Annotated in this window: 21 protein-coding genes; 7 read left to right on the forward strand and 14 right to left on the reverse strand. The window is 72.2% G+C overall.

Annotation, left to right across the window (positions count from 1 at the left end; genetic code table 11):
- Positions 1 to 15: 15 nt before the first annotated feature.
- Complete coding sequence (locus AB0M83_RS02870; protein WP_364511488.1) at positions 16 to 948, reverse strand: ABC transporter permease subunit; 933 nt, start codon at positions 946 to 948, stop codon at positions 16 to 18.
- Positions 945 to 3791, reverse strand: coding sequence for an alpha/beta fold hydrolase (locus AB0M83_RS02875; protein WP_364511491.1), 2847 nt, complete (start codon positions 3789 to 3791; stop codon positions 945 to 947). The genes AB0M83_RS02870 and AB0M83_RS02875 overlap by 4 nt, the downstream gene beginning before the upstream one ends.
- A gap of 305 nt (positions 3792 to 4096) precedes the next feature.
- Between AB0M83_RS02875 and AB0M83_RS02880 the strand changes: the two genes are divergently transcribed.
- Genes AB0M83_RS02880 through AB0M83_RS02895 form a run of 4 tightly spaced genes read left to right on the forward strand, consistent with a single transcriptional unit; the run spans position 4097 to position 8058 of the window.
- Positions 4097 to 5059 carry a TerC family protein gene (locus AB0M83_RS02880; protein ID WP_364511494.1) on the forward strand — a complete coding sequence of 321 codons (963 nt, stop codon included), beginning with the start codon at positions 4097 to 4099 and terminating at the stop codon, positions 5057 to 5059.
- A 52-nt stretch (positions 5060 to 5111) separates the two neighbouring features.
- A complete protein-coding gene (locus AB0M83_RS02885) occupies positions 5112 to 7055 on the forward strand; it encodes a S9 family peptidase (RefSeq protein ID WP_364511496.1) in 1944 nt (647 codons plus the stop codon).
- Between the two features lie 42 nt (positions 7056 to 7097).
- Positions 7098 to 7430 (forward strand): hypothetical protein, encoded by a 333-nt coding sequence (locus AB0M83_RS02890; protein ID WP_364511498.1) that lies wholly within the window; start codon positions 7098 to 7100, stop codon positions 7428 to 7430.
- Complete coding sequence (locus tag AB0M83_RS02895) at positions 7423 to 8058, forward strand: HAD-IB family phosphatase (protein ID WP_364511501.1); 636 nt, start codon at positions 7423 to 7425, stop codon at positions 8056 to 8058. Before AB0M83_RS02890 ends, AB0M83_RS02895 begins: the two co-directional genes overlap by 8 nt.
- On the opposite strand, the gene AB0M83_RS02900 is transcribed toward AB0M83_RS02895, so the two are convergent.
- The 4 genes from AB0M83_RS02900 to AB0M83_RS02915 form a co-directional block, all read right to left on the reverse strand.
- The gene (locus AB0M83_RS02900; protein ID WP_364511504.1) at positions 8040 to 8696 is read right to left on the reverse strand and encodes an RES family NAD+ phosphorylase; all 657 of its coding nucleotides are present in this window, start codon (positions 8694 to 8696) and stop codon (positions 8040 to 8042) included. The genes AB0M83_RS02895 and AB0M83_RS02900 overlap by 19 nt on opposite strands.
- A gap of 51 nt (positions 8697 to 8747) precedes the next feature.
- Positions 8748 to 9329, reverse strand: coding sequence for a DNA-binding protein (locus AB0M83_RS02905; protein WP_364511507.1), 582 nt, complete (start codon positions 9327 to 9329; stop codon positions 8748 to 8750).
- Positions 9330 to 10015: 686 nt separating this feature from the next.
- The gene (locus tag AB0M83_RS02910) at positions 10016 to 10993 is read right to left on the reverse strand and encodes a LacI family DNA-binding transcriptional regulator (RefSeq protein WP_364511510.1); all 978 of its coding nucleotides are present in this window, start codon (positions 10991 to 10993) and stop codon (positions 10016 to 10018) included.
- Between the two features lie 104 nt (positions 10994 to 11097).
- On the reverse strand, positions 11098 to 12123 hold the full coding sequence (locus tag AB0M83_RS02915) for a helix-turn-helix domain-containing protein (RefSeq protein WP_364511513.1): 1026 nt from the start codon (positions 12121 to 12123) through the stop codon (positions 11098 to 11100).
- A 167-nt stretch (positions 12124 to 12290) separates the two neighbouring features.
- Here AB0M83_RS02915 and AB0M83_RS02920 point away from each other — a divergent pair, with 167 nt between their 5' ends.
- Together AB0M83_RS02920 and AB0M83_RS02925 are read left to right on the forward strand one after the other, a co-directional pair.
- A complete protein-coding gene (locus tag AB0M83_RS02920; RefSeq protein ID WP_364511516.1) occupies positions 12291 to 12764 on the forward strand; it encodes an MmpS family transport accessory protein in 474 nt (157 codons plus the stop codon).
- A 17-nt stretch (positions 12765 to 12781) separates the two neighbouring features.
- The gene (locus tag AB0M83_RS02925) at positions 12782 to 13528 is read left to right on the forward strand and encodes an ABC transporter permease (protein WP_364511519.1); all 747 of its coding nucleotides are present in this window, start codon (positions 12782 to 12784) and stop codon (positions 13526 to 13528) included.
- Here AB0M83_RS02925 and AB0M83_RS02930 read toward each other — a convergent pair.
- Genes AB0M83_RS02930 through AB0M83_RS02940 form a run of 3 tightly spaced genes read right to left on the reverse strand, consistent with a single transcriptional unit; the run spans position 13512 to position 16533 of the window.
- Positions 13512 to 14198 (reverse strand): histidine phosphatase family protein, encoded by a 687-nt coding sequence (locus tag AB0M83_RS02930; protein ID WP_364511522.1) that lies wholly within the window; start codon positions 14196 to 14198, stop codon positions 13512 to 13514. The two genes, AB0M83_RS02925 and AB0M83_RS02930, sit on opposite strands and share 17 nt — an antisense overlap.
- A 10-nt stretch (positions 14199 to 14208) precedes the next feature.
- Positions 14209 to 16092, reverse strand: coding sequence for a Na+/H+ antiporter (locus AB0M83_RS02935; RefSeq protein ID WP_364511525.1), 1884 nt, complete (start codon positions 16090 to 16092; stop codon positions 14209 to 14211).
- Between the two features lie 33 nt (positions 16093 to 16125).
- Positions 16126 to 16533, reverse strand: coding sequence for a nuclear transport factor 2 family protein (locus AB0M83_RS02940; protein WP_364511528.1), 408 nt, complete (start codon positions 16531 to 16533; stop codon positions 16126 to 16128).
- A 78-nt stretch (positions 16534 to 16611) separates the two neighbouring features.
- Between AB0M83_RS02940 and AB0M83_RS02945 the strand changes: the two genes are divergently transcribed.
- Positions 16612 to 18003 (forward strand): carboxylesterase family protein, encoded by a 1392-nt coding sequence (locus tag AB0M83_RS02945; RefSeq protein ID WP_364511531.1) that lies wholly within the window; start codon positions 16612 to 16614, stop codon positions 18001 to 18003.
- A gap of 61 nt (positions 18004 to 18064) precedes the next feature.
- Here the strand turns inward: AB0M83_RS02945 and AB0M83_RS02950 are convergent, their stop codons facing one another.
- From AB0M83_RS02950 to rnhA, 5 genes are all read right to left on the reverse strand, one after another.
- On the reverse strand, positions 18065 to 21136 hold the full coding sequence (locus AB0M83_RS02950; RefSeq protein WP_364511534.1) for a CBM35 domain-containing protein: 3072 nt from the start codon (positions 21134 to 21136) through the stop codon (positions 18065 to 18067).
- A gap of 117 nt (positions 21137 to 21253) precedes the next feature.
- Positions 21254 to 22486, reverse strand: coding sequence for a hypothetical protein (locus AB0M83_RS02955; RefSeq protein WP_364511537.1), 1233 nt, complete (start codon positions 22484 to 22486; stop codon positions 21254 to 21256).
- Positions 22487 to 22535: 49 nt separating this feature from the next.
- Positions 22536 to 22955, reverse strand: coding sequence for a hypothetical protein (locus tag AB0M83_RS02960; RefSeq protein WP_364511540.1), 420 nt, complete (start codon positions 22953 to 22955; stop codon positions 22536 to 22538).
- Positions 22955 to 23329 (reverse strand): YchJ family metal-binding protein, encoded by a 375-nt coding sequence (locus AB0M83_RS02965; protein ID WP_364511543.1) that lies wholly within the window; start codon positions 23327 to 23329, stop codon positions 22955 to 22957. Before AB0M83_RS02965 ends, AB0M83_RS02960 begins: the two co-directional genes overlap by 1 nt.
- Positions 23330 to 23370: 41 nt before the next feature.
- Complete coding sequence (rnhA, locus tag AB0M83_RS02970; protein ID WP_364511546.1) at positions 23371 to 23832, reverse strand: ribonuclease HI; 462 nt, start codon at positions 23830 to 23832, stop codon at positions 23371 to 23373.
- Positions 23833 to 23842 lie beyond the last annotated feature (10 nt).

The raw sequence follows: 23842 nt of genomic DNA on the forward strand, positions 1-23842 counted from the left end.
CGCCCGCCGCCCACGTCAGCTCGTGATGTCCTTCCGGGCGAAGCGCCGCCCCGCGTACAGGAAGAACACCGTCCCGTAGATCACCGCCGACAGCATCCCGCTCGCCAGATTCGTCCAGTCCACGTCCGTCGAGATCAGGTCCATCCACGAGAACGCGTAGTGGGTCGGCAGGTAGTTGCGCAGGCCCTCCAGCGCCGTGATCTGGTCCAGGATCTGCGACAGGATCGCCACCAGCACCGCGCCGCCGACCGCGCCGAGCGGGGCGTCCGTCGACACGCTCAGGGCCAGCGCCAGGCCGGCCACCCAGGCCAGCTGGAGAATGATGTACACAGTGGACAGAGCGATGGCCAGCAGGCTGTCGCCGAAGGACACCGCGTCGCCGGTGGGGCTGATCGCGTCGCCCGCGCCGTACCAGAGCACCCCGACGCCGAGCGACACCAGCGGCAGCAGCACCAGCGCCGCGGCCGACAACAGCCCCGACACGATCGCCTTCTGCCGCAGCACCCGGTGCCGCGGCACCGGGACGGCCAGCAGGTACTTCAGGCTCGACCACGACGCCTCGCTCGCGATCGTGTCGCCGAAGAACAGCGCGACGATCATCGGCAGCAGGAACGTGCCCGACACGAACAGCGCCAGCACGACGAAGTTCGGCGCGGACGCCGTGGCCAGGTCGACGAACCCGCCGCTGCGCCGGTTCGGGTTCGACTGCCCGGCCTCGAACGCGATCACCAGGATGAACGGCAGGAGGGCGACGAACCCGAGCAGGAACTGCGTTCGCCGCCGCTTGAGCTGGCGCCGCAGCTCGACGCCGAGCCGCAGCGTCCGCCGGGCGGAGTAGCCCGCGACGGCGCCGTCCGGCCCGACTTCGGCGTGCTCGTGCGACGCGACGTCGGTCAGCTCGTCGAGCGCGTGCGGGTCGGTGTGGACGCCCGAATTCGAAGTGTTCACGACTCGTCTCCGACCAGTTGCAGGAACGCGTCTTCCAGGCGGCGCCTCGGCCCGGCCTGCTCCACCGCGACGCCGGCGCGGACCAGCGTCGCGACCGCCTCGGCGCGCGGCAGCCCGTCGAGGTCGGCGTGCACCAGGTCGCCGTCGACGTCGACCGAGGTGACCCCGCCGGCCTTCAGCGCGGCCGCGGCCGCTTCCGGGTCGTCGACCCGGAACGTCGCCTCGCCGCCGGCCGCGGCCAGCTCGCCGACCTCGCCGGCGGCGACCAGCGCGCCGCGGTGCATGACCACGACGTGCGTGCAGGTCTGCTCGACCTCGGCCAGCAGGTGGCTGGACACCACCACCGTGCGGCCGGTCGCGGCGTAGCGCTGCAGCACCTCGCGCATCTGGTGGATCTGGGGCGGGTCGAGCCCGTTGGTCGGCTCGTCGAGCACCATGAGCTCCGGCAGGCCGAGCATCGCCTGCGCGATCGCGAGCCGCTGCCGCATGCCCTGGCTGTAGGTCCGGACCCGGCGGTCGACCGCGGAGCCGAGCCCGGCGATCTCCAGCGCCTCGCCGAAGTGCGCCTTGTCCGCCGGCCGTCCGGTGGCCGCCCAGTACAGCTCGAGGTTCGCCCGGCCGGACAGGTGCGGCAGGAAGCCGGACCCCTCCACGAACGAGCCGATGCGCGAGAGCACCGGTGCGCCCCCGGTGATCTTGTGCCCGAAGACCCGGATGTGGCCCTTCGTCGGCGTGATCAGGCCCATCAGCATCCGCAGCGTGGTCGTCTTGCCCGCGCCGTTCGGCCCGAGCAGGCCGAGCACCTGGCCCGGCTCGACGCGGAAGGACAGGTCGTTCACCGCGACGAACCCGCCCGGGTACTCCTTGCGCAGGCCCTCGATGACCAGCGGCGTCGTCGACAGTTCCGGATCGATGTCGGTGGCCCGGCGGCGCCGCAGCACCGCGAAGAGCACCGCGGCCAGCCCGATCGCCAGCGTCACGCCGATGCCCACCAGCTGCCCGACCGGGGCCGGCGAGCCGACGGACGTCCCGGGCACGACCGGCACGGCCAAAGCGGTGCCGCCGGCCAGCGCGACCCGGAACACCGCGGGCGCGGCCGGCGTCGCGAACGCCTGGTCGGTCGTGCCGACGACGAGGCGCAGCGAGTGCCCGCCCTCGATCGGCCGGACGATGCCGGGCAGCGTCACGGTGACCTCGACCGGCGTGCCGTCGGCCGGCAGCCCGCTCACGCGGAACGGCGCGATCGCGTTGGCCGGCAGCACCCGGGAGCCGTCCTGGCCGACGTCGTAGAGCTTCGCGAACAGCACCGCGTCCGGCTGCGGGTGCGCCGGGTCCGCGGCGACCTGCAGCCGCACGGTCGAGGAGCCGCTGACGACGACCTGCGCGTCCACCGGCGCGGTCGTGAACTGCGCGGCCTGACCCGGCGGGTCGTTGCTGAACAGCGCGCCCAGCCGGGACGTGCTGCTCGCGACGCCGTTGAGGCCGGGGATCCCGCTCACCGCCGAGGGGTTCGCCCCGGCCGGGCGGACGATCGCCTGCGCGGGCCCGCTCATCGCCAGCGGCCGGCGCTCGGTGGCCGGGCCGGTCAGGCCGGGGTAGGCGGCCGCGGTGACCGTGCGGACCGACGGCGTTCCGTTGGCGCGCAACGTGCCCTGGACGTCGTAGCTGAACCCGGTGCCCGGGTCGCCGCCCTCGACGGCGGTCCACAGGAAGTCCGCGATCTTGGCCCGCAGCTGCGGGCCGGGCTTGCCGCCGTCGTGGCCGCCGGTGTACCAGATCGTGCGGACCTTGCCGCCCGCCGCGGTGATCTGGCGCGCGGTGGCGTCGGACTGGTCGAGGCCGAACAGGGTGTCGCTCTCGCCCTGGACCAGCAGGGTCGGGACGGAGATCTTGCCCGTCACCGAGACGGGGGAGACGCGGCGCAGCAGGTCGACGCTCGCCTGGCTCGCCCGCCCGGTGGTGCCGAGCTCGGTGTAGGCGCGGCAGACGGCGGCGGTGAACCGGCCGCACGGGTCGGCGGGCCCGCTCTGGCGACCTCCGCCCGCACCCGGGGGCGCGGCGGGAACGGCGGCCGCGGCCCCGGCGGCTCCGGTGGATCCCGTGTCGGTCGCCTGGCCGGCTTCCGGTGCCTCGGCCGACGGCGAGCCGCCGGAGCCGGCCGAGAAGAAGATGCCGGCCCAGCTCTTCTTGAACACGCCGTCGGTCGCAAAGGCACCGGCGGCCGGGGTGCCCGAGACCTGCGGGCCGGGTGTGGCCGCGTTCGGGACCAGGCCCTGCGCGAGGTCGTTGTAGGTGATGACCGGGGCGATCGCGTCGACGCGCTTGTCCGTGCCCGCGAGCAGCAGCGACAGCGCGCCGCCGTAGGAGGCGCCGGTGACGGCGACCTTCGGGTCGCCGTCCGGGCCGGTGGTCACCTGGTGCTGCGCGACGAGGCGGTCGATCAGGCGGCTCGCGTCGGCGACCTCGCCGTCCGGGTCGTTGAGGCCGATCTTGCCGGTGCTCTTGCCGAACCCGCGCGCGGACCACGTCATGACGACGAAGCCCTTCCGCGCGAGTTCGCGAGCGTCGTCGGCGACGCTGTTCTTGTCCCCGCCGAACCCGTGCGCGAGCAGCACCGCGGGGGCGGGCACGGTGGCGGGCAGGTAGGTGGTCGTGTCGATCTTGACCTGCTCCGCCGAGCCGGGCGCGGCGGGCATGTCGATCAATGCGTCCTGGGTGGGCACCGGCGGGGGCGCACCGGGGCGCGTGATCCAGAAGACCGCGCCGGCGGCCAGGACCACGACGACGGCGGCGAGCGCGGTGAGGCGGGCTCCGCGAGTGCGCGGGAGCGGGAGTCGGGGCACGAGGTGACCGTAGGTGAAGTTTCCTGAGAACGTCCTCACCGGCTCACGTCGATCACACTCCCCGTGACCGCCTGGTGGACCGAGGTGACCGAAATTACAGGACCAACCTGGTGACGTGCGCGATCTCGGCTGGCGTTCAGGCGGGGGTAACCGGCAGACTGGAGCCGCTGTGAGGGGAGTATTCCTTCGCGGCGGTGTCGTCAGCACGGTGGCCTAGCGTCCCCCGGCACCGTCGGCCGGTGTTCCACCGGCGGAAGAGACCTCCGGTTAGTTGCTCATGCGCACTATCCGGAGGTTTGGGTTTCATGACTGTCCCCCTGTGGCTGTGGATCGCCACGATCGGTGGCCTGCTCGCGCTCATCGCGCTGGACCTGGTCATCGTCGATCGCAAGCCGCACGAAGTGACCACGGGGGAAGCCGCTCGCTGGGTGATCTTCTACGTCTCCTGCGCGGTCCTCTTCGGTGCGGGCGTGTGGATCTTCGCCGGGCACGACCCGGGCGTCGAGTTCTTCACCGGGTACATCACGGAGTACTCGCTGAGCGTCGACAACCTGTTCATCTTCATGATCATCATGGCGTCGTTCAAGGTGCCCGCCATCCACCAGCACCGGGTGCTGCTGGTCGGCATCCTGCTCGCGCTGGCCTTCCGCAGCGTCTTCATCGCCATCGGGGCCGCGCTGATCGCGCAGTTCGTCTGGGTGTTCTTCCTCTTCGGCGCGATCCTCGTCTGGACCGCGGTCAGCATGCTGCGCGGCAAGGGCGAGGACGAGGAGTACCACGAGAACGCCGTCACCCGGCAGGTGCGCAAGTTCGCCCCGGTGACCGACGACTACCACGGCCACCACTACACGGTGAAGATCGACGGCAAGCGGATGATCACGCCGATGCTGCTGGTGATCGTGGCCATCGGCTCGGCGGACCTGCTCTTCGCGGTCGACTCGATCCCGGCGATCTTCGGCATCACGCAGGAGGCGTTCCTCGTCTTCACCGCCAACGCGTTCGCGCTGATGGGCCTGCGGCAGCTGTACTTCCTGCTCGGCGGGCTGGTGACGAAGCTGGTCTACCTGACCTACGGCCTCGCGGTGATCCTCGCGTTCATCGGCGCGAAGCTGTTCCTGCACGCCCTGCACGAGTACCACGTCGTGCCGGACTGGCTGGACATCAACAACTGGGTCTCCCTCGGCGTCATCATCGTCGTGCTCACCGTGACCACGGTGGCGAGCCTGGCCAAGGCCCGCCGCGACGAGCGCAAGCAGGTCGCCGCGTAAGTCCCGACGAAGGTCGTTCGCAGCGCTAAGGATTTCGGGTACCGTCGAGGGCGTGCGTCCTGCCGACATCGAAGCCCTCGTCGTTCCCGGCCGTCCCGCGCTGCGCGGGAACCTGCTGCTCACGGCGCTGAAGAAGCCCGACCTGAAGACGAACGCCGCGCACAGCTCGCTGCGGCGCGTGTCGCTCGACGGCGGCGAGTCCGCGTGGACCCACGGTCCGCGCGACTCGGCGCCCGCGATCTCCCCGGACGGGCGCTGGGTGGCGTTCCTCCGCGCGGGGGAGGGCCAAGGCGCCGAGGGCAGCCCGCAGCTGCACGTCATGCCGGCCGACGGCGGTGACGCGCGCCGGCTGACGTCGCTGCACCTCGGGGCCGGCGAGCCGGTGTGGGCGCCGGACTCGCGGCGGATCGCCTTCACCGCGCGCGTGCCCGAAGCCGGCCGGTACGGGACGGCGGACGCCGACGGCGAGACGCCGGAACCGGCCGCCGAGGCCCCGCGCCGGATCACGCGCATGGACTACCGGATCGACGACGTCGGCTTCCTGCGCGACCGCACGCAGCGGCTGTTCGTCGTCGACGCCCTGGAGGAGGAACTGCCGGACCCCGAACCGCTGACCGGCGACGGGTACGACGTCACCGGCCCGGTGTGGACGCCGGACGGCACCCGCGTCGTCTTCACGGCGCCGCCCGACTGGGGCGCGGCCGAGAGCGACTACCGCGACGTCTGCGCGATCTCCGCCGAGGGCGGGGAGCCCGAGGTCGTCGTGCGGGGCGAGGGGTACTCGGAGCGTCCGGTGTTCGCCGCCGACGGCACGTTGTTCTACTTCGGACAGTCCTTCGCGGAACACCACGAAGCCGCGATGACGGGTCTCTACACGGCGACGCCGGAGTTCGGGGCCGGCCCCGCGAAGGCGCGCCGGCTCACCGACATCGAAACCGTGGACTGCGAAACCTCGGCGGGCCCGCCGGCGCCGCGCGAAGGCGACGTGCTCGTGGCCGTCCGCAACCGCGGCGCGGTGGAGCTGCGCGCGGTCGCCGTCGACGCCGCGGACGCCCCGCTGGCCGACCTGCCGGTGGTCTACGCGGACCGGACCGCGCTGCGGTCGTTCACGCTGGACGGCACGACGCTGGCGGCGGTGATCGCCACGCCGGACACCTCGGGCGAGGTCGTGCTGCTCCGCGACGGCACCCCGCAGGTGCTGACGGACTACTCGAAGCCGTTGCGCGACAAGGGCATCCGGCCGATGATCGAGCTGGAGACGACGGCCCCGGACGGCTACCCGGTGCACGGCTGGCTGGTGGTGCCCGAGGGCGACGGCCCGCACCCGGTGCTGCGCGTGGTGCACGGCGGCCCGTTCACCCAGCAGGACTGGGCGGTGTTCGACGAGGCGCAGGTGTACGCGGCCGCGGGGTACGCGGTGGTGCTCGGCAACCCGCGCGGGTCGGCGGGCTACGGGCAGACCCACGGCCACGCGATCACGCACGGCTTCGGCACGGTCGACGTCGACGACGTCCTGGCGCTGCTGGACAAGGCCCTGGAACGGCCGGACCTGGACGCCTCCCGCGTCGGCATCATGGGCGGTTCCTACGGCGGGTTCATGACGAGCTGGCTGGCGGCCCACCACGGCGAGCGGTTCAAGGCGGCGTGGAGCGAGCGCGCGGTCAACGCGTGGGACTCGATGGTCGGCAGCTCCGACATCGGCTACACGTTCGTCGACGCGTACATCGGCGCTTCGCCGGAAGTGCAGCGCGAGCGCTCGCCGCTTTCCTACGCGGCGCAGATCAAGATCCCGTTCGCGGTGGTCCATTCGGAGCAGGACTGGCGGTGCCCGCTGGAGCAGGCGCAGCGGATGTTCGTCGCCCTGCGGCGGGCGGGCGCGCCGGCGGAGTTCCTGCTGTTCCCGGGTGAGGGGCACGAGCTGTCCCGGTCCGGGCGGCCGCGCCACCGGGTGCAGCGCTTCGAAGCGATCCTCGAGTGGTGGGGGCGGCACCTGTAGGCCACTTGCGCCGGGGGCCGCCGCCTGCGAACGTCCGTGGTCATGACGGTGCCCGAGGTGGACTTCGAGCTCGAGACCTGGCGGATGGTGCTGTTCCGGGCGGGCCCGCGCGCCGGTGAGATCTCCGAGGAGATGGCGCGCGAGCTGCGGGCCCGGCACCTTTCGTCGGCTCGCCGGCAACAGGCGGCGGGGACGCTGCTGTTCGCGGGCGCGGTGCCGGAGCCGTCGTCTTCGCTGCCGGTGACGGGCGTGGCGTTCTTCCGGACCTCGGAAGCGGAGACCCGGGCGATCCTGGACGCCGATCCGGCGGAGCAGGCGGGGTTGATCGCGTCGGAGATCGTGGGGTTCGTCTGCCCGCGAGGCACCCTTGGCTGACGGGCTGGTCTGCTTCGACGTCGACGGCACGCTGGTCCCCGGCACGAGCTCCTGCGCCTGGGTGGCCGCGGTGCTGGGGCACGAGGCCGAGCTCGTCGCGGCCGAAGCCGCCTACGTCGCGGGCCGGATGACGAACCAGGAGGCGTCGGTGATCGACGCCCGCGGCTGGGCCGGGCACACCGAGGCCGAGATCGGGGCCCGGCTGGAGTCCCTGCCGCTGGTCGACGGGATCGCCGAGACGGTGGCTTGGTGCCGCGAGCACGGCCTGCGCCCGATCCTGACGACGCTCGCGTGGACCCCGGTGGGCCGGCTGCTCGCCGGGCGGTTCGGCTTCGCCGCCTACTGCGGGCCGGTGCCCGAAGCTGTGGACGGGCGCTACACCGGCCGGGTCGCCGAGCACCTGGACGAGTACGGCAAGCGGGACTTCGCCCTCTCCCAGGGCATCGCGCCGGAGCGGTGCGTCGCGGTCGGGGACAGCCGGTCGGACCTGCCGCTCTTCGCCGCCGTCGGGATGAGCATCGGCTTCAACGCCGCGCCGGCGGCCCGCGCCGTCGCCACCCACGTCGTCGACTCCGGCGACCTGACCGCGATCCTCCCGCTGCTCGAAGCTCAGTTCAGCAGCGTGTAGTTCAGCTCTTCGCAGACCCGGCCCAGCGGGACGTCCAGGCCCGGGTGGTCCAGCGGCAGCAGCACGTCCGGCGCGATCGGCAGGGCTGCGCCCGCCGGCGGGTCCCACAGGCAGATCGCCGGGTCGCCGGAATCCATCGAGGAGCGGTACCAGAGGCCGTCGAGGTCGCTGAACGCGCCGCGGATCGCGCGGGCCCACGCCTGTGTAAGTTTCTTCGGCCCGCTCGAGATTTCCTGCGAAGCACCCACCCGCGTCGGCCACAGGCCGGTCAGGTCGAGCAGGCGCAGCGTGCGCGTCGGGCGGACGACGACCAGCCGGGGGCCGCGCGTGCGGCGGTCGACCGCCGAACTCGTCTGGAAGACCTCGGCGACCGAGGTGCGCACCGTGAGGCCGAAGTACAGGACCCCGTTCGCGGGGTCGGTGACCGGCGCGCCGCCGCGGCCGGGCGACTGCTGGTCGAACCGGCCGTGCGGGAGCGGGCCGGTGTAGCGGAACGAGTTCCACTGCTGGGGGTGGTTGCCGTGCGCGGTGAAGATCCGGACGAGCCTGGTCGCGGGCTGGACCGTCACCACGTCATCGGCGCGGTTCAGCTGCCGGACCAGGACGGATCGGGCGGGCGGCAGCGGGAGCCGGGCCATGGGTCGGGGGTGGTCCGTCCTTGTCGGTGATCTTGCTCGGAGAGGCCCAGCCTAGAACGGCGAGCCGAGCGTGGCGATGAGGCGGGCGACGTGGTCCGGGTCACCCCCGGATAGGAGCCATTGGCGCGGGGTCGCCGGATGCTCGTTGATGACCAGGTCGGCCTGCGGGGTGCTCATGAACGCGGCGACGACGAGCGCGGGCTGGTCGCCGGGGAGGGCTTTGAGCACGACCTCGAGGCCGGGCAGCACGCCCGAGCCGGCGAACTGCCACGCCGGCAGGCGCCAGCCGCCGTCCTTCCAGCCGGTCAGCCTGCCTTCCTTGAGGCGGTGGCGGATCCGGCTGTCGTCGACCCCGAGGGTCCTCGCCGCCTCGTTGACGCTGAGCGCGCCCTCGGCGAGGACGGCGTGGGCGGCGACGGTGCGGGCCCGGAAGTCCGGCTCGCCCTCTTTGCGGGGCGACAGATCGAGGCCGACGTCGGTGAGCGCGGCGCGCTGATCGGCGGAGAAGTAGTGCGAGGGATCCGGATTCGGTGGGGACAGTCTGCGCGCCGCGTCTTCGACGAGCGTGAGGAACTCGTTCGCGTCGACCTTCAGGCCCGCCTTGGCGAGGATGTTCTCCAGCGCTACAGACATGTGGCTCAGGTTAACCTGAAACAGCGCGCGTGTGCGGGTTCGTGCGGTTTCTTGCCCGGACTGTGGGTGAATTCACCAGGATCGACACTTAACGCACATCACTCAACACGTTGAGTAAGCAACTTCCGGTCAGTCTGCCCGGAACGGAGGACGTTGTCCAGGCTTGACAGTGCGCGGGGTCCGGACTTACGTTCCGAGGTGAGTAAACGATTTCCGCTCCGTGCTCACAGGATCCGGCGAGGTTGGCGCCGGCCATGGGGGACACAGGGGGTGGGGCGTGCCTGGGGGGCCCGGCACGAGCCGGCCCCCCGGGCACGTCGCTCCACACACCCCCAAATGCGCACGAGCCGACCCTCCAGGCACGCGAGCCGACCTTCTGGGTACGCGAGCCGACCCTCCAGGTACGTGCACCGACCCTCTGGGTACGCGAGTTGACTCTCCAATCACGCGAGTCGACCCCTCGATCACGCGAGCCGACCCTCCAGGCACGCAACCCGACCCTCTGGGTACGCGAACCGACCCTCTGGGTACGCGAGCCGACCTTCCCGGTACCCGAGTCGACCCTTCAAACACGCGAGTTGACCTTCCAATCACGCGAGTCGACTCTCCAGTCACGCGGGTCGACCTTCGCGGTTTCCTTGCGTAGGAACTGGTTCTCGTGGTGTGCGAACCGGTTTCGCCCAGCGTCAGCGGCGGGAGCTCTTGCGCTCGATCAGCCGTGCCTCGAGCGTCGTGGTCGTCGCTTCGCGGCCGCTGTCGGTGATCCGGGCCAGCAGGAGCTGCGCTGCCACCCGGCCGACCTCGTACGCCGGCTGGGCGACCACCGTCAGCGGCGGGTCGATGAGCGTCGTCCACGGGGCGTCGTCGAACGAAACGATGCCGACGTCGCGGCCCGGACGCAGGCCGCGCGACGACAGGGCCTCGAGGACGCCGATCGCCATCGTGCTGTTCGCGACCAGGAGCGCGTCCGGCGGGGACGGCTCGTCGAGCAGCTCCAACGCCGCCAGGCGGGCGCCCTCGGCGCGGTACTCCGCCCGCCGGGACACGACGTTCGCTTCGCCGACGACGTCGGCGTACCCGGCCAGGCGATCGTCGGCCGTGCGGACGCCGGCGGGCCCGGTCAGGCAGGCGACGCGGCGGTAGCCGCCCGTCAGCAGGTGCCGCGTGGCGTCGGCGGCCGCGTGACGCGTGTCGACCAGGACCTGGTCGCCCGCGTCGGCCGGCAGCGGCCGGTCCACCGCCACCAGCGGAGTGCCCTGGCGGCGCAGGCCCTCGACGTTCGTCGACCGCCCGGTGGGCGACAGCACCACCCCGGCGACCCGCTCCTGCAGCGCGACCTCGATGTAGCGGCGCTCTTTGTCCTCGTTTTCGTCGGAGTTGCAGAGCACGACCGAGTAGCCGGACCGCTGCGCGAGGTCCTCGACGCCGCGCGCGATGGCCGTGAAGAACGGGTTTTCGACGTCGGAGATGATCAGCGCGAGAACGGCGGTCTCCTGGCGGCGGAGGTTCCGCGCCAGCCCGTTCGGGTGATAGCCGAGCTCGGTGGCGGCTTCCTGGACGCGCGCGGCGAGCATCGGGTCCACAGTGGACTTGCCGTTGAGCGCGCGCGACACGGTCGCCGTGGAGACGCCGGCCCTCGCCGCGACGTCGCTGATGGTGGCCACACGCCCTCCCTGATCGCCGGTCGAACGGAGGATAGCGCTCTTGGTGGTCGTTTACCGTCCGCTTACCTTCCCGGCCGAGGTTCACTTCCGGTTGCCCGCACGGGTTACGCCGAACGGAGCCGATCACGCACCGGCTCGTCCACAGTGGAGGGTGCCCGGAAGTAGGCGCGTGGGGTCAGGCCGGTGAGGGCCCGGCAGTCCCGGCTGAGGTGCGCCTGGTCGGAGTACCCCGCGGCGGCGGCCAGCGCGGCCAGCCCGGGAACCCGCGAAGCCAGCGCGACGGCCCGCTGGAACCGGGCGACGCGGAGATAGGTGGCCGGCCCGTACCCGACGGCCTGGACGAACCGCCGCCGCAGCCGCCGCTCGCTCACGGCGAAGGGCCCGGGATCTTCGAGCCGGGCGGCCGCGACCTCCGGCGCGCCGCGGGGAGCGCCTGGCCCAAGGAGTGCGGCGGCTTGCGCCGGGCTCGAGCCTCCCCGAGCGAGCATTGCGGCGATCTCGGCAGGGCTAGCGCCTGGCCGGCCGAGCAGTGCGGCTGCCTCGGCCGGGCCGGCGCCTGGCCGGGCGAGTGCGGCCGCGACACGCGCCGGCTCCGCGCCACCACGAACGGCCGCACCGCCAGCTTGTCCAGGACTCGTACCTCCCGGCGCATGCCCCTCGGCAGCACCCGTCACCATCGCCGCCGCCTCCGCGACCCGCGCCGCCCCAGCGTCCAGCCTCGCGATCAGCGCCGCCACCGCCTGATCAGCCGGGGCCACCTCCGGCAACCGGGACGCAACCGCTTGCGCCGGGGTCAGCTCGCCCGACAGCAACCTCTCCGCCAGCACCTCCCCGGCACGCCCCCACAGCTCACCCAGCGGCACCCGCCTGTCGCGCAGCTCGTCCGCCGCCACCCCGAGCACCGCCGGTGCGCGACCCGGTGTGAACCGCACCCCTCGCAGCTCCGCGCCCGGCTGGGTCACCGATGACCACGCCGCCGTGTCCGGGCCCGCGATGAACACCTCGCCGTCGCCGACGACGAGGTCCAGGCAGCCGTCGGGGACGATCCACTTCGGTCCCGCCGAAGCCGACCGCCACACGCAACGCGCCACGCCCGCCAGCCGCGCGGGTGGAGCCGCCTCTTCGTACACACCCCGATCATGCACCCGGGGTCCGACAAAAACCGCACCACCGCCCGAGCACCCGATTGGGTGAAAGTTGGACTTCTCGCGATTCGGTGCTAACGCGCAGTGAGGTCACGGCGAGATAGAGGTCGACGCACTCGACGGAAGTGCGCGCGACGAGAGAAGACCTCTTCATGGGTGTTCCCACCGCGATCCCGTCCCGCCACGACTGCCCGCGCCGCGCCCGGTCGGCCGGCAGCGTCGTGGTCGTGCTGGGCGTCCTGGCCGCGGCCGTCGCCGTGACCGCGTTCGTCGTGCCCCGGTCCGCGCGCGGACCGGCCCAGGCGGCGCCGGTGGCCGCGCCGGTCGTCGCGGCCGCGGTCGCCACGGTGCGCCACTCCGTCGTCTACGAGCTGCTCGGCGCGCACGGCGCGCAAGACGTCACGTACGCCGGCGAGGGCTCGGCGTTGACCCAGCACGCCGAGGTGACGACGCCGTGGTCGGCCGAGTTCACCCGCGTCGGCCCGGCCGGCCGCACCGAGTTCTACAGCGTCGCCGCCCGCAACCCCGGGCCCGGTGAGCTGCGCTGCCGGATCGTCGTCGACGGGGTCGTCGTCGCCGAGAAGACCGTCGCCGAGCCGGGCCGCCAGTTCAGCTGCGCCGTCTGACGCCCACCATGGGCGGCGTGAACGACGCCGCGATCACCTTCGGGCCCGCCCTCGTGGCGGTGCTGGTCCTGCTCGCCGTCGCCGGCACCGCGGTCGTCCGGGCCGGCGGGCTCGGCCGCGGACGCGACGTGCTGATCGCCGCCGTCCGGGCGGTGGTGCAGCTGGCCCTCGTGTCGCTGGTGATCACCGCCGTCCTGCGGTCGGGCCCGCTGACCGGTCTGTTCGTGCTGCTGATGTTCGGCATCGCCGCGGTGACGTCGGCGCGCCGCGCCGGCACCTGGGCCAACCTCCCGTGGACGGCACTGGCGATCGCGGCCGGCGCCGCCCCCGTGCTGGCCTTGGTCCTGGGCGCCGGGGTGGTCCCGCTCGAGCCGATCGCGGTCGTGCCCATCGCCGGCATCGTCATCGGCGGCGCGATGACGGCGACGTCGCAGGCCGCGCGCCGGTCCCTCGACGAGCTGAAAGCCCGCCACGGCGAGTACGAAGCCGCGCTCGCCCTGGGATTCCTGCCGCGTCCGGCCGCGCTCGAGATCTGCCGTCCGAGCGCCGGGCACGCGTTGATCCCGGTGCTGGACCAGACCCGCACGGTCGGCCTGGTGACGCTGCCGGGCGCCTACGTCGGCGTGCTGCTGGGCGGCGCCGGCCCGATCCAGGCGGGCCTGACGCAGGTGCTGGTCCTGATCGGGCTGCTCGCCGCGGAAGCCGTCTCGATCCTGGTGACCGTGCAGTGCGTCGCGGCCGGGAAGCTCAGCCGAGCGGAGTAGCCAGGTGGCCGGTGTCGTTGAAGCGCCGGATGATCCAGCGGTCGCCGTGCAGCACCAGGTGCGAGATCGACCCGTTGTCCGCCCCGAGGAACGCGAACCGCTCGACCGAGCGGCTGGCCTGCGCGAACACCTCGCCGATCACGCCGCCGTGGGTGAACACGGCGACGCGCTGATCGGGGTGCGCGGCGGCGATCCGGGTCAGCGCGCCGCGCAGCCGGGCACCGAACCGCTCGTCGGACTCCGCGCCCGGGATGACGTCCCACCGCTGCTCGGCCCACAGCCGCTCGACGATCGGGTGGCCTTCGGCCGTGTACTTCCGGAAGAGGCCGTTCTCCCAGTCGCCGAGGTGGATCTCGCGCAGGTCCGGCTCCACGACGGGGGTCAGCCCGAGCTTCTCCGCCAGTGGCGCGGCGGTCTCCGCGGTGCGGCGCAGCGTCGTCACGTAGATCGCGTCGATCCGCTCGCCGGCCAGCCGGTCACCGACGCGCCGGGCGTGGTCGCGGCCGTCGGGCGCGAGTTCCGGGTCGGCCTGGCCCTCGACCAGGGTGAAGGGGTTTTCGCCACGTGCGGGAGCCGACTCGCCGTGCCGCACGAGGAAGATTTCCGTCGCGCCCGGGGGCGGGCTGAAGCGGTGCTGGCGGTACTCGATCTCCTGCTCGGGCGTGCTCATGGCCCCGACCCTAACCGAGTTGCTTGTCCACGAAACACCATCGCCACGTCTCGCCCGGCTCGAAGCTGCGCATGACCGGGTGCCGGGATTCGTGGAAGTGCAGCGTGGCGTGCCGGCGCGGCGAGGAGTCGCAGCAGGCGACGTTGCCGCACTTGAGGCACATCCGCAGGTGCACCCAGGTCGTGCCCTCCTCGAGGCAGGCCGCGCAGCTGTCCTGGGAACTGGGGTCCTTGTCCACCCACTCGTGGGCCAGGTGCTTGCACGAGCCGGCCGTCGCGGCCGGGGTGCGCAGCTCCCGGCCTTCGACCTCGGGTTCTTCGTCCTTCCGATCGAGCATCGACTCCTCGATGTCGAGCCGCTCCAGGACCTTCCGCAGGACGTCGTCGTCGGCGCTGCCGCTGTCGCGGGCCTTGAGGAACTGCTCCCGCTCCACGTCGAGGAGCTCCAGGCGGAGGCGGCGGTAGGCGTCGCTGGGGGTCTCGGCCAGCGCGCTTTGGCGGCCGAGCTGTTCCCACGCCGAGTCGGCGCGGTGCCGCAGCCGGTCCTGGAGCCGCTGGATGATCTCCGGCGGGTCGTCGGGCTGCCGGATCTCCTCGAGCTTCGCCAGCGCCGCGGTGGTCATGTCGTGCAGCACGGACGCCTCCTGCAGGGCGTCCTCCGCCGGATCCGGCCGGGGCAGCCGCAGCCGCCGGATCAGCGGCGGCAGCGTCATGCCCTGCAGGGCCAGCGTGCCGGCCACGACGACGAACGCCGCGAGCACCAGCACGGCCCGCTGTGGGGTGTCCGCGGGCAGCACGAACGCCGCGGCGAGCGTCACCACTCCGCGCATGCCCGCCCAGGAGATGACCGCCGAGTAGCGCCACGGCCAGATCTTGGCCCGCGCCTTGGTCGGCAGCAGCCGCCGTTCCAGCCGCTTCACCGTGCCGATGCCGACCAGCCACACCATGCGCGTGAGGATCGTCGCGGCGAGCACCGCGACGCAGATCCAGGTGAGCAGCCCCAGCGACAGCCCGGATTCGCTGACTTCGGACAGGATCCGCCGCAGCTGCAGGCCGATCAGCAGGAAGACCATGTTCTCCAGCAGGAACGCGATGGTCTGCCAGTTGAGCCGGCTGGCCAGGCGCGCCGAGCCGGAGAGGATCTTCGGAGCCTTGTGCCCCAGGATCAGGCCGGCGACGACCACGGCGAGCACGCCCGACCCGTGGATCGCCTCGGCCGGGATGTAGGCGATGAACGGCACCGCGAACGACAGCGCGGTGTCGAGCACCGGCTCGTTCATCCGGGCGCGGATGAACGCGGTCACGAACCCGATGACCAGCCCGACCACGATCCCGCCGATGGCCGCGCGGAAGAAGTCGGCGCCGACCTGCCAGAGGCTGACCGAGCCGGCCAGCGCGGCGATGGCCGTGCGCAGGGCGACCAGCGCGGCCGCGTCGTTGAACAGGCTTTCGCCCTCCAGCAGCCGGATCAGCTTCCGGGGCATGCCGACGCGCCGGGCGACGACGCTGGCGGCGACCGCGTCCGGCGGGGCCACGATCGCGCCGAGCGCGATCCCGCCGGCCAGCGGGAGGCCGGGGATCACGGCCCAGGCGACCAGCCCGACGCCGAACGCGGTGAACACGACCAGCCCGACCGACATCAGCCCGATCGCCCCGCGGTTCTTCCGGAAGTCGATCAGCGACGTCTGGATGGCCGCCGAGTACAGCAGCGGCGGGAGCAGGCCGAGCAGCACGACCTCGGGGTCGAGGTGGTACTCGGGCACGCCGGGGACGTACGACGCGCCGACGCCGACGACGATCAGGCACAGCGGGGCGGACCAGTCCAGCCGCCGCGCCACCGCGCTGACGACGAGGACCGTCACGACCAGCGCCACTATCTCTGCCGCTATGTGCACCGGCTAATCATCACCCGCCCGCCGCGGCGGACGTCAGCGGGCCAGCTCCGGGAGCACCTCGGCGATCAGCTGCGTGTCCAGGTACTCGGTGATCTCGCGGATCCGGCCGCCTTCGAGCCGGAAGACGAAGCAGTACTCGTTGTCGTAGCGCGGCCCGGCCTTCGTGGCGACGCGACCCCGCGTCTCGACCACGACGACGTCGTCCTCGGCGACGAACCGGCTCGCGGTGCTGGTGTAGGTGCCGGCGAACTGCTCGCCGAGCGGGCCGAGCAGGTCACGGCGGACCGAGTCCTTGCCGGTGAAGGTGCCGGACCAGCTGGTGTGCCCGCTGACGGTCCACGTGACGTCGTCGGCCATGGCGGCGATCAGCGGCCGGATGTCGCCGGTCGCCCACGCGTCGAAGGCGGTTCTCAGGAGCTGCTTGTTCTCCGCTGCGGTCAAAACGTCCTCCCAGTGTGTGAGAGCCAGTCAACACGCTGGAGTGCACTCCAGGGCAACTCTCGCGCCTAGGCTGGGCGCGTGACGACGGTGGAAATCGCGGCCGGCGCGCTGCGCGGGTCCGGACAGGACGGGGTCAGGACGTTCCTCGGCGTGCCCTACGCCGAGCCGCCGGTGGGGGAGCTGCGGTTCCGCGCGCCCCGGCCGGTGCGGCCGTGGTCCGGGGAGCGCGACGCTACGAAGTGGGCCGCGCGGGCACCGCAGCCGGAGCTGACCGGGCGCGGCTTCACCGGTGACGAGGACTGCCTCTACCTGAACGTCTACGCCCCGTCGTCCCCCGGCTCGTACCCCGTGCTGGTGTGGATCCACGGTGGCGGCGGCGTGATGGGCGCGCCGCACCAGTTCGACGGGTCCGCGTTCGCGCGGCGAGGCGTCGTCGTGGTGACCGTCGCCTACCGGCTCGGCGTGCTGGGCATGCTGCACCTGCCCGGGGTCGCCGACTCCAACCTGTCCCTGCGCGACCAGGTCGCGGCGCTCGAGTGGGTGCGCGGCAACGTCGGCGCGTTCGGCGGTGACCCGGACCGCGTGACGCTCGCCGGGCAGTCCAACGGCGGGCGCACGGTCGGGACGCTGCTCGCGGTGCCCGCCACGCGCGGGCTCGTCCGGCAGGCGATCGTGCAGAGCGGCACCGGCGTCGGCTCGGTCGTGCACACCCCGGCCGAAGGCGCGGCGGTCGCTTCGGCGGTCTTGTCCGAACTGGACGCGCCACCGGACGACCTCGCCACGCTGCCCGTGAGGCGGATTCTCGAGGCGCAGCAACGGGTTTCCGCCGTCTCCGGGACCAAGGTGACCTACCGCGTGGTCGTCGGCGACGAGCTGCTGCCCGAACGGCCGCTGGACGGCGTCCGCGAGGTCCCGCTGCTCATCGGCACGACGGCCGACGAGGAAGACCTGTTCAGCTGGCTGCAGTCGGGCGGCGCGAAGCTCCTGGGCGTCGGTTCGACGATGCTGGGTCCCGCCGAGATCGAGAAGGCCGTCGCGGCGTATGCCGCGCTGCTCGACTGGCCCGAGGACCAGATCCGCAACCGCGCGCTGACCGCGGGGGACTGGTGGATCCCGGCGATCCGCTTCGCCGAGAAGCAGCCGGACGCCTGGATGTACCGGCTCGACTGGCGGATCGCCCCGCGCGGCCGCGGCCTCGGCGCGCCGCACGGGCTCGACCTGCCGTTGGTGTTCGACGACATCCGCAACAAGAACTGGCGGTTCCTCTTCGCCGGCCGGACGTTCCCGGCCGAGCGGATGCAGGCGATGGCGACGGAGATGTTCGACGCCTGGGTCCGGTTCGTCACGACCGGTGACTCGGGCTGGCCGCGCTACACCCCGGCCGACCGCGTCACGCGCCTCTTCGACGACGTCTCCACGACGGTCTCCGACCCGGACCGCGACCAGCGTCTCCTCTGGGACACCCTCTGAAAGCCGTGAAGGACTCCTTACCGGCCATAGAAGCCGGTAAGGAGTCCTTCACGGACTTGCGCTAGACGGTGATCTTGTCGACGTTCGGGCCGCCGTTGGCGGTCGTCGCGGTCGCCTTGATCTTGTTGGGACCGGCGGTCAGCGTCACGGGGATGGTGACCGTCTGCCAGGTGTCCCAGTTGCCCGTGCCGCCGAACGCCACCGCGGACGCCACCGTCGTGCCGTTCACCGAGACGTCCATCGGCCGGTTCACCGTGGTGCCGTTGGCGAACCGCAGGACGACGTTCGCGGACCCCGCGGCGGCCGCGGTGACGGAGAACTCCACCGCGCTGCCGGTCGCGTTGTCGTAGTTGACGAACCCGGTGCCGGTGAAGCCGGCGTGGTTCGACTCCGCGACGCCGCCGGTGATCGTGGCGTTCTCGGCCTGGTAGTCGGCCGGGGTGCCCGGGGTCACCGTGCCGTCCGCCGGGATCGTCTTCGTCCCGGTGTTCCAGCCCGCGACCCGCACGGACGGCTTGGCGCCCTTGAGGTCCGCGGTCCGGTACGTCGCGGTCAGCGTCGTCGATTCGCCCGGCCAGAGGCTGACCTGGTTGTCGGTCCACCGCACCGGCAGCACCGGTGCGCCCGCCGCGCCGACCACGTGCGCGTCGACGAAGAACGCCGGCACCTTGCCGGACGCCGGGTTCGTCAGCGTCACCTTGGTCGTCGTGGTGCCGTCGCCGTTGGCCGTCGAGGTGGCGGTCGACCCCAGCGAGACCTGGGCCAGGCCGTTCAGCCCGGACAAGTCCGCGTACGACGTCGTCGGCGTGTAGTACCAGTCGCTGTTGGCCCAGTCGAGCGTGTCGGCCTTGGTGGACAGCCAGTAGACGTTGCGGCTGACCTCCTTGCCCGACGGGTCGGTCAGGACCAGCTTCGCCAGGTATGTCGTCGACAGGCCGCTCACCGAACCGATGGTCAGCGCGGTGGTCTTCGCGCCGTCACCGCCCACCGACACGGTCTTCGACTGGTTGAACTTCTCCGTCCCGTCCAGGTTGTACAGCTTCACGGACGCGGTCAGGTTCGACGCCGCGTCGTGGTTGTGGTTGACGACCACGACGGACTTGGTGTCGTACGAGTACTGGATGTGCAGTGGCTCGTTCGCCTTCTTGGCCCCGAAGTACGAGCCGTTCTGGTCGAGGTAGGCGTCGAACAGCTGCCAGTGCAGCGACGTCCAGCCGCTGTTGAGCATCCAGTAGATGATCCCGGTGGCCGGGTTCGAGCTGTCGCTGAAGTTGCGCGAGTGCGACTCGAACTCCGCGCGGACGTTCTCGTACTGCGCCAGCTGCGCCTTGCGGACGAAGTCGTCCAGGCTCGCCGGCTTGCCGTAGCGGCCGGTCAGCGCGTCACCGAAGAGCTTCAGGTTGGCGAACGTCGAGGACGACGACCGGTGGTACTGCGGGGTCGACGGGCTCTTCCACATCGTGTCCAGCTCACCCGGCGACATCATCCGCTTCAGCGTGTCCATCGTCGGGATGTCCGGCCCGGCACTGGTCTCGGAGTTGAAGTTCCACGCCCCGCCGAGATCGCTGTGTGCCTTGTCGTACCAGTAGTTCGGCGGGACGTAGTCGTACGGGCCGTTCATCTTCATGCCGGACGCCCCGAGCTGCGGCGACGACTTCGCCGACGCGGCCGGGACCACCGGGGTGGGCCAGTCCGCGGCGCTCAGTGCGTCGAGGTAGTTCTTCTCGATCGTCGCGTCGGGCGCGAAGTCGCTGCCGATCAGGAACGAGATGACGCTCGGGTGGTCGCGCAGGCGCTCGGCCTCCGCGGTCATCGACGCCTTGGCGACGGGGTAGTCCGCGGCGGTCCAGGGGTCACCCTTCTCGTCGCCGTTGACCTGGCCTTCCCACTTGTCGCAGCACTCCCAGCCGGGCAGCGTGAGCACGCCCATCCGGTCGGCGAGGTCGAAGAACTCGTCCGGCTCGATGTGCCCTTCCAGGCGCACGGTGTTGAGCCCGAGGTCCTTGACGTAGGCCAGCTTGTCCGCGGCGGCTTGGGCGTTCCAGCGCAGGAACAGGTCCGGCGAGTAGCCGCCGCCCTTGATCAGCAGCGGGCGCCCGTTGATCGTGTACGCGCGGCCGCCGCTCGAGTTCTTGTTCGCCGTCACCTGGCGGACGCCGAAGCTGGAGTGCGAGGTGTCCGAGGCCGTGCCACCGACGCTCGCCGTCAGGTCGAGGTCGTAAAGCGGCTGCCCGCCCATCCCGGCCGGCCACCAGACCTGCGGGTTGTCGATCCCGACCACCGGGAAGCTGACGGTCTTCTTCTCCTTGGCCGCCAGCGAAACCGTCTGGCTGATCGCGCGTCCGGCGACCGTGCCGGAGACCGTCGTGCTCACCGCGCTCGCCGAGTCGTTGCGGACGTCGGCCTTGACCGTGAGGTCGGCGTGGCTCAGCCCGGTCAGCTTCGTGACGACGTGACCGCCGCGCAGCGCCACCGGGCCGCTGCGCCGGACCAGGACGTCCCGCACGATGCCCATGTTCTGGTCCGGCGGGGTCTGCGCCCAGTCGATCCAGCCCATCGACAGGTCCTTGTTCGGGTCGTTGGGGTAGACCTTGAACGCGACGCTGTTCGTGCCGGCCTTCACCAGCGAGGTGATGTCCAGGTCGTGGCGGGTGTAGGCGCCGGTGACCTGCGTCTTGTCCGCGATCCGGGTCCCGTTGACCCAGACGTCGGCCTTGGACAGCACGCCGCTGAAGTCCAGATAGGTGCGCTGGGCGGTGTCGGTGACGGTGAGGTCGGTGCGGTACCACCAGGGGACCTGGAAGTCCGCGGTGGGCACGTTCTTCATGTTCGTCGAGTAGAACGGGTCGGCGTACTTGCCGTTGGCCAGCAGGCCGGCGTAGACGGTCGAGCGCGGGCCGACCGGGTACCAGCCGGAGGTGTTGTAGCCGGGCTTGGAGACCGCCGATTCGTCGCCGACCTGCGCCGACGTCTGGATCAGGAAGCCGGGCACGGCGGTGGCCGGGCTCGCGGCCGTGACCGTCGCTCTCGCCTGTTCCTGGCCGGTGGCCGCCGGGACGGTCGCCCCGCTCACGGCGACGGCGAGCACCGCCGCCGCCACGAGGGTCCGGGTTCTTTTCTGCCGATAGCTCACTAGCGCGCCTCCTAGGCACCGTGGCGGCGTGGGACAGCGGACCATCGTTAGGGAACTTTCCTAACAATTGCGGACGATCGTAGCGGTCCGGTCACCCGGAGAACAGGGGCGTTCCGGTCAGACGCGGGCCGCTTGCCACGCCGCCGCGGCGCGCAGCGCCAGCAGGAGCGGCAGCGAACCGTCCTCCCAGATCCGCTGCGGAAGTGCCTCGCTGAGCGGGACACCGCCGTCCAGCGCGGTCCCGATGGCCGGGAGGTCGACGTCGAAGAGCGTCAGCCCGGCGCTGTAGAGGCGCTCGCCGCTGACCGGGCGGCGCGCGGCGACCTCGGTGCTGTCGACCGCCAGCTCGGTCACGCCGAAGAACTCCGGCTTGGCGCCGCGTTCCATCCAGCGCGCGAAGCCGGTCAGCTTCGTCCCGCGGACGTCCTGGGGCCGCAGGCCGCTCTCCTCGCACAGTTCGCGTTCCATCCCCGCGCGGACCGCGGTGTGGAGGGACCGGCGCGGGCCGCCGTCGGGGGTGCGCAGGTCCCGGGGTTCGAGCGAGCCGCTGCCCGACGGCGCGAGCAGCAGCCCGCTCACGGCGTTGAGCGAAGACTGGCGGACGGTGACGAGCTTGCCGTCGGTGGTGAACGCGACGGTGGAGACGCCGACGAGGTCGGCCAGCGTGCTGCTGCCGAGCTCGCGGAGCGCGCCGTCGGTGTCGGTCAGCTCGGCCTTGCGGAGGTCGTACTCCTCGCCGGTGTCGGCGCGAACGATGCGGAGCGTGCCGAGCTCGTTCGAGCAGACGGCGTCGAAGAACCGGGCGCGGTGCAGCCGGATCGGTGCGGGCCGCGCGCCGGCGGCGGGCAGCGGGTCGCCGCGCATGCCGACGATGGGGCCGTTGAACAGCAACCGGCCGCGCGCCCGCAGCGGCAGCACGTGCGGTGCGGTCGCCTTGAGCGCGGGCGGCAGCCGGTACGGCTCCTCGGCGACGGTGATCGTGTGCCGTTCCGTCCAGAGGTCCCGGTCGATCGCGGCGCTGACCAGCGCGGTCCCTCGGGAGGGCACGGCGACGTAGTCCGACGGCGGGTAGGCCGACGGTGGCGGCAGCTCGGCGGTCGGGAAGGGCGCGGCGATGGTGGTGAAGGCGAACCCCGCCCAGCGGCGGCGCAGCAGCCGCACATCCCGGGTGAAGGTGGCGACGCCGAGCCCGAGGGCGACCACGGAGAGCACGACCCCGACGGCGCTCGGCAGGATCGTGACGACCCCGAGCACGACCCCCAGCCCGGACGCGGCGAGCGGCCATTCCCGGGCACCGATGAAGCCGAGGTAGTCGGCCCTGGCCCGGGCGCGACGCGTCAGTTTTCCCATCGCCGCTGTGTTTAGCACGGTGAAGGTGGTGCGTGGGGCGGTTTTCCGGCTACGGCTCGATCCCGAGGTCGATCTTGAACAGCGCGATCACTTCGAGCCGTCGTGCGTCGACGGCGGCCACCTCCGCTTCCTCGACGCCGTCGCCTCCGGCGATCTTCGTGTGCACGTCGATCACCGTGGTCGCCAGTTCCCGAGCCGGTCCGGACACCTCTGCGCCGGCCAGGACTTCGATCTCGGCCGTGGCCGCGTGCAGGCGGGCGTCCTCGGTGCGGCTCCGCTCGCCGGCCAGCGCCTGGCCGTAGCTCGCGCTGATCGAGCGCAGGTACTCGGCGTACCCGGCCTGCTTCAGCTTGCCGAGCGCGTCCTCCCGCTGCCACCGGCGGGTGCGCGCAGCGAGCAGGTGCTGGAGGAACCCGCCGGCGAGGACGCCGAGGAGGGCGCCGGCCACGCCGACGACCGCGGTGCCCATCAGGCTTCGGCGTCGAGGTAGACCCACTGGCCGTCCGCGCGGCGGAAGCGGCTGTTCTCTTCGAGGAAGCCGTCGCGGCCGTGGTGGCGGTAGTGCGCGCGGAACTCGACCGTGCCTTCGGCGTGCAGCAGGCCACCGCCGGTGCGGGCGAGGATCTCCAGCCGCGTCCACTCCTGCGCCGGGTCCAGCTGCAGCCGGCGCGGGCGGGTGTCCGGGTGCCAGGTGCGCAGCAGGTACGCGGTGTCCCCGACGGCGAAGGCGCTGAACCGGGAACGCATGAGCAGTTCGGCGGTCGGCGCGGCGAGGCCGCCTTCGTGGAACCGGCCGCAGCAGGCGGCGTAGGACTCGGCGAGGCCGCACGGGCACGAGGTCATCCCGGAATCATCCCACGGCGGCCGCGACCGTCTACTGAGGACTATTCCGCGTTGACCGGCTTCCCGGTCTCCCGCGCTTCCTGGGCCCCGCGCACCGCGAGCCGGTCGGCGCGCTCGTTCTCCGGGTGTCCCGCGTGGCCCTTCACCCACAGCCACTCGACCTGGTGCTCGCCCGCCGCCGCGTCCAGGCGCTGCCACAGGTCCGCGTTCTTCACCGGCTCGCGCGCCGCCGTCTGCCAGCCGTTCTTCTTCCACCGCGGGAGCCACTGCATGATCCCGTTGCGCACGTAAGTGCTGTCCGTGTACACGCGGACCTGCGACGGCCGGGTCAGGCTTTCCAGCGCCCGGATCGGCGCCGTCAGCTCCATCCGGTTGTTCGTCGTCGGGGTGGCTTCGCCGCCGTAGAGCTCGCGCTCGTGCCGTCCGTAGCGGAGGACCGCGCCCCAGCCGCCCGGTCCGGGGTTCCCGCTGCACGCGCCGTCGGTGTAGATCTCCACGTCCACGCGGCGACCC

The organism is Amycolatopsis sp. NPDC051106 (assembly GCF_040682775.1).
GTDB lineage: Bacteria > Actinomycetota > Actinomycetes > Mycobacteriales > Pseudonocardiaceae > Amycolatopsis.